This window comes from Cupriavidus sp. SIMBA_020, from assembly GCF_046535395.1.
Lineage (GTDB): Bacteria > Pseudomonadota > Gammaproteobacteria > Burkholderiales > Burkholderiaceae > Cupriavidus > Cupriavidus campinensis.
On sequence record NZ_JAWRWU010001766.1, the window covers coordinates 1 to 232 of the forward strand.

1 pseudogene is annotated in these 232 nt (G+C 69.4%); it reads right to left on the reverse strand.

Going from position 1 to position 232, the window contains the following annotated elements:
• Positions 1 to 232, reverse strand: a pseudogene (locus SB751_RS35680) (MFS transporter); the annotation flags it as partial.

The following is a 232-nucleotide window of genomic DNA, read 5'->3' on the forward strand; positions in this document are numbered from 1 at the left end:
GCGGCCATAGCGGTCGCCGATATGGCCGAACACCACGCCGCCCAGCGGCCGCGCGAGGAACCCCACCGCGAAGCCTGCGAAGGCGCCCATGGTGCCCAGCAGCGGATCGGTGCCCTTGGGAAAGAACAGCTCGCCGAACACCAGCGCCGCCGCCGTGCCGTAGATGAAAAAGTCGTACCACTCCATCGCGTTGCCCGCGACGGACGCCATCACCACCCGCCGCGTGCGCTTC